The following is a 5,201-nucleotide window of genomic DNA, read 5'->3' on the forward strand; positions in this document are numbered from 1 at the left end:
CCAGCTTGCAAATGATTGTCCTTTCCTTCATTTCTCTCCTATTACGAAGATTTTAAACAGGTTCTTAAAACCGCAAAAAAAGGTGTGCGTATTTGTGAAAAAAAATCTCCATAAAATTTGTGAAGCAATGTGGTGGGACTAGTGCGATTCGAACGCACGACCTTCGGATTAGGAGTCCAACGCTCTATCCTGCTGAGCTATAGTCCCGTGTTTCCTACCATTTATGCAAAGTTATAGCAAAAAATCCTTCTCTTTTCTAGATTTCTTGCATAACCAATTTATGACGACAAAAAACATTTCTGTACTTCTTGAGTATAATGCTATTATATTTAATAACATGGTTTAAGTAAGATTAATGCTAGTTAACAATATTGGTTATTTCTATAACAATCAAAACGACTTTGCTTTAAGCAATATAAACATTAAAGTAAAGAAAGGAAATGTTGCATGTTTATTGGGGCATTCTGGCTGCGGCAAGTCAACAATTTTGAAATTAATTGCGGGGATAGAAAATCCAAAATCTGGAACTATTTTTATAAATGATAGGTTAGTTGCGAGCAATAAGGCATCAGTCGCTATAGAGCATAGAAATATCGGATTGATTTTTCAGCATTCTGCATTATTTCCTCACAAAACAGTAGTAGAAAATATAACCTTTGCTATCCGCAGCTCTTCCAAGAGAGAAAAGCACCTAATTGCATTGGAAATCTTGAAGTTACTCAATATAGAAAAATATGAAAATATGTACCCTAACGCCTTATCTGGAGGACAACAACAATTAGTTGCAATAGCAAGAGTGATGGCACAAAACCCTGATGTTGTGTTGTTAGATGAACCATTTTCTAATTTGGATATACTGCTCAAGTGCCGAATAAGACAACATATATTGTCCCTTTTTAGAAGTAAAAATATCCCTGTGCTAATGGTAACTCATGACCCGCAAGAAGCATTGAAAGTTGCAGATTTTATCTATGTAATGAAAAATGGTAAAATTATTCAATCAGGAGTTTCTAGCGATATATACCATAAGCCTAAAGACGATACGCTAGCAAAGTTTTTTAGTGAGCTCTCTTCTACTCTACAGTTAAGCGAAAAGTTTCCACTTATTCGCTGCAAGAAAATAATCTAGTTTGGGATTGTTATAAAATAATTAAAAAACCTTGATTTATAATTAAATAAAGGTGATATAATCTATGTGTTACTTGACTTCAGTCAAGTTTTAATATTTGAAGGTCGATATTTTAAATGGAGGTGAAAATGAGTTTAGGACCATGGCAATTGTTTCTAGTCTTAATAATAATTTTAGTTCTGTTTGGTGCAGGCAGATTACCGCAAGTTATGGGTGATTTAGGAAAAGGCATCAAAAACCTTAAACAGGAGCTTAAGGACTCAGAAAAATTATCGTCTAACGAACCAGATCGTTAGCGTCCTCATACTTCGTGACATGCACCTCAGTGCATGTCATCTGTTTAAAAACTTAGTCAGTTAAAGAATGAAAGAGATGAAGTGTTGGTGTGAAATAAATAACAAATATTGAAATACAGCAACAACTATGTTAGCTTAAGAGGAATATTTTATTAAAGGATAATTGTGCAAAAAAGTGAGAAACTAACTAAAGATAAAAAACTAGCTTCTGATATTCTAAAAGAGGTTGCAGATACCAATAACAATGATAGCAATAAAGTAACTTTGTTTGACATTAAAACAGCTTTGCATGAGCGCGGTTTTGGTATTTTAATAATCATCTTCTCCTTGCCGCTATCGGTGCCTATACCGGTTCCACCTGGTTATACAACTATTCTTTCTATACCTTTAATCTTATTCTCATTGCAGCTTTTATTTGGATTTGATTCTCCTTGGATGCCCAGTTGGCTAGAAAGAAGATCTTTTCAGCGTTCAACACTAGCTCTTGTGGTGGAAAAAACTTCTCCAGCATTAAAAAAAATAGAAAAGTTCATGAGACCAAGAATGTCTTTTATTTTCTATGGGCCCGGTGAAAAAATTTTAGCTTTTATAATGCTGCTTTGTGCGTTATCGATAGCTCTTCCACTACCTCTTACTAACTTCATTCCTGCAATTGGTACGACTCTTATTTCACTTGGTATTATGAGTAAAGATGGGTTTCTATCTATATTGGGAATTTTAATATCATTGTGTGGACTATTGCTTACTCTTGTTGTAGTAGTCAAAGGGCCACAACTTATCATTGGGGCATTTTCTTTTCTCAAAAGCTTCGTATATGGTTAGGCTTTACAACACTTTAACAAAAAAAAAAGAGCTCTTGACACCGATCGACAAAGATCATGTAAAGATGTATGTTTGTGGACCAACAGTATATGATACGGCACACATAGGCAATGCACGTTCTGTTGTTGTTTACGACGTATTATTTCAACTGCTCAAGTTTTGTTATGGCAAAGTTACTTATGTGCGCAACATAACTGATATTGATGACAAGACAATCAACGTGGCAAGTGAGAAAAATAGTAGTATAGAAAGCATCAGCACATACTACACTAGGGCTTTTCATGAAGACATGAAAAGCCTAAACTGTGCAGAACCAACATACGAACCAAAAGCAACAGAAAATATAGATTGTATCATCAAATTAATTGAACATTTGCTGCTATCTGGTCATGCCTATGAATCCAATAAGCATGTATATTTTAGCGTAGAATCTTACTCTGAGTATGGTGCTTTATCAGGAAAAAAAACTGATGAATTGGTTCCAGGTAGCAGAGTTGAAGTTAATGAAAATAAAAAGCACCCTGGAGATTTTGTACTGTGGAAGCCTGCAAGTGATATTGACTACAAACTTTCAAGTTATTGGGATAGCCCATGGGGAGAGGGCAGGCCTGGATGGCATATAGAATGCTCAGCAATGTCATATGCTTATCTTGGCAAAGATTTTGATATTCATGGTGGCGGCATAGATTTACAATTTCCTCACCATGAAAATGAAATTGCACAGAGTAAGTCTGCATTTGCTGGATCAATGTTTGCAAAATACTGGATACATAACGGTTTTCTTACAGTAAATGAAGAGAAAATGAGCAAGTCCTTATTTAATATAGTCAAAGTAAGGGATTTGCTAGATAGTGGAATAAAGGGTGAAGTAATACGCTATGCACTGCTCAAAACTCACTACAGAAAACCACTTGATTGGACAGAAAACGTTATTTCTGACGCACAGGAAACCTTAAATAAATTTTATCGGCTATCACGTGGTTTAGATACAATAAATATTGATGAAAGTAACGCAGAGATTTCTAAAGATTTTATAGACGCTTTAAAAAACGACTTAAACATCCCTGAAGCTCTAGCTATATTACATGAAATGGCTGCAAAAATTAACAAAATGAGTAATGAAAGTGAAAAGCTTAAATTAACTGAGAGTTTTGTTAAAAGTGCCAGATTTATTGGTCTTCTTGAGTCAAGTTATGAAAAGTGGTTTGCTGTGGATGTAAATCATCAAGAAATAGAAAGGTTGATAGACTTAAGAAAAATTGCAAAAAAAAATAAAAATTACGATACTGCAGACAAAATAAGAAATCAGTTGAAACAAATGGGGATTACAATTTCTGACAATGAAGATGGTACAACAACCTGGTAAATTCATATGGAAAACTACTTCCTGTTATTCACAGATAGTCTAGTATCATCATTAGTCTTACCCATACATCAAGGTTTTGTGTTCAATACCATGCTTTATTTCAGGTCGTATCACACTCCACTACTTATGTTATTTTTTGGAGTACTAGGATCAAGCCTTGGTGGAATGGTTAACTGGTCTTTAGGTAGAATAACAATCTCTATACGAAAATCATACCACAAATTAGAAAACGAATATACAACGCCAAAAGTTACAAAAAATTTGCTAATTTTTGCAACTTTATTACTTTCATGGGTGCCAGCACTTGGAAGTGTGATTCAAATTTTATCAGGTTATTTCAAGTTAAACCTTTATATCCTTGCCCCTTTAATCATTCTATCTAATTTCTTCTATTTGTTATATCTAATACTTACTTTTGGAGTATAACAGCTATAGTACTACAGCTATTAAAGCCCACTTCTGTCATCCTATGCCCTGATAGAAGCGGAGCTATAAATTAAATGCAAATTTCTAGTAATAGGATGCACCATAAGCTAAAAGCAATTCCACAAGCTCTTGGTGATTATATTTAGCTGCATAATACAATGCTGTCTTTCCTTCATTATTTTTGGCGTTAACGTCCGCGTTGTGTTTTAGTAGCACCTTAGCTATGTCAACATTTCCCGTCATAGCAGCTAAGCACAATGTAGTGCCTCCATACCTGCTTTTAGCATTAACCTCAGCACCTCTTTCAATAAGATGTTCTACTACTGCTAAGTTTTTGCCTATAGTAGCACAGTGTAATACTGTTATTCCATTATTATTTTCAGCGTTAACGTCTGCATCGTACTTTAATAGTACCTTAACTACATCAGCTTTTCCCTTCATAGAAGCAAGGTACAACGGAGTACTACCATTTTCATCCTTAGCATTAACATTAGCATTTTTTTTAGTAGGGTCGAGAACTGGCGCGCCTCTTTAGGGTTTAGTGGCTGATCCATTATTTTCATCCTGGGCCTCAATCCAAAATTCCCGTGTTTACGTTTCCAGCTCCCGCCTCATCAACGCAGCATGCGGTTTTCCCGCACTACGCTTTCCTAGTAGATTCTTTACCAAAGTTTATAGCATATTGTGCTGGTAAGGCTTTCGGGACGTAATATCTTATTCTATAGTCCGAATATAGACCAAGAGTCTCGTATATCCATTTGCTACTCCACCTTTTCCAGCCAAATCCTTTTGCTTTTCTGGCTTGCATCAGATTGCGTCTTGCTTTCTTCTCTACCCATTGTTTTATGTATTTAAAGCTTCGACCTGAGTTTCCTATCCTAAAGTAGTTTGTCCACCCTCTCAATATTGGATTAATGATTTGGATCACCTTTCCTATTGGTTGTGATTTATAGCTACGGAATACTTCCTTCAGTTTTTGAAGTAAGGTTGTCCGTGTTTTCATCTTTGGTGTTATTTGTACCCTCCACTTTCCTTGTTTTGTAATTTTCTCTCGAAAATCAAATCCTAGAAAACTGAATGTCTCTTTTTCTTTTAGATTGACTACCTTTGTCTTTTCTTTATTTACTTCTACTTCTAGTTTTGCTAATTCTTCTTGTAACCT

Annotated in this window: 6 protein-coding genes, 1 tRNA gene and 1 pseudogene; 5 read left to right on the forward strand and 3 right to left on the reverse strand. The window is 35.1% G+C overall.

Annotated elements, in window-relative coordinates; all coding sequences use genetic code 11:
* Positions 1–130: 130 nt before the first annotated feature.
* Positions 131–207 (reverse strand) — tRNA-Arg (locus OZD61_RS04745).
* Positions 208–355: 148 nt separating this feature from the next.
* On the opposite strand from OZD61_RS04745, the gene OZD61_RS04750 reads away from it, so the two are divergent.
* The 5 genes from OZD61_RS04750 (at position 356) to OZD61_RS04770 (ending at position 4,039) form a co-directional block, all read left to right on the forward strand.
* The gene (locus tag OZD61_RS04750) at positions 356–1,129 is read left to right on the forward strand and encodes an ABC transporter ATP-binding protein (protein WP_006280146.1); all 774 of its coding nucleotides are present in this window, start codon (positions 356–358) and stop codon (positions 1,127–1,129) included.
* 128 nt (positions 1,130–1,257) lie between these two features.
* The gene (tatA, locus tag OZD61_RS04755; RefSeq protein WP_006013840.1) at positions 1,258–1,425 is read left to right on the forward strand and encodes a twin-arginine translocase TatA; all 168 of its coding nucleotides are present in this window, start codon (positions 1,258–1,260) and stop codon (positions 1,423–1,425) included.
* Between the two features lie 165 nt (positions 1,426–1,590).
* Positions 1,591–2,247: an exopolysaccharide biosynthesis protein gene (locus tag OZD61_RS04760; RefSeq protein ID WP_274980034.1), complete on the forward strand. Its 657-nt coding sequence runs from the start codon at positions 1,591–1,593 to the stop codon at positions 2,245–2,247.
* Complete coding sequence (gene cysS / locus OZD61_RS04765; RefSeq protein WP_274980035.1) at positions 2,240–3,613, forward strand: cysteine--tRNA ligase; 1,374 nt, start codon at positions 2,240–2,242, stop codon at positions 3,611–3,613. Before OZD61_RS04760 ends, cysS begins: the two co-directional genes overlap by 8 nt.
* 6 nt (positions 3,614–3,619) lie before the next feature.
* Positions 3,620–4,039, forward strand: coding sequence for a YqaA family protein (locus tag OZD61_RS04770; protein WP_182320063.1), 420 nt, complete (start codon positions 3,620–3,622; stop codon positions 4,037–4,039).
* 84 nt (positions 4,040–4,123) lie between these two features.
* Here OZD61_RS04770 and OZD61_RS04775 read toward each other — a convergent pair.
* Positions 4,124–4,525 (reverse strand): annotated as a pseudogene (locus OZD61_RS04775) (ankyrin repeat domain-containing protein); the annotation flags it as partial.
* A 154-nt stretch (positions 4,526–4,679) separates the two neighbouring features.
* Positions 4,680–5,201 (reverse strand): group II intron maturase-specific domain-containing protein (locus tag OZD61_RS04780; RefSeq protein WP_274979842.1); only part of this gene is annotated, 522 nt, incomplete at its 5' end.

Source organism: Wolbachia endosymbiont of Drosophila bocki, assembly GCF_028982005.1.
GTDB lineage: Bacteria > Pseudomonadota > Alphaproteobacteria > Rickettsiales > Anaplasmataceae > Wolbachia > Wolbachia pipientis.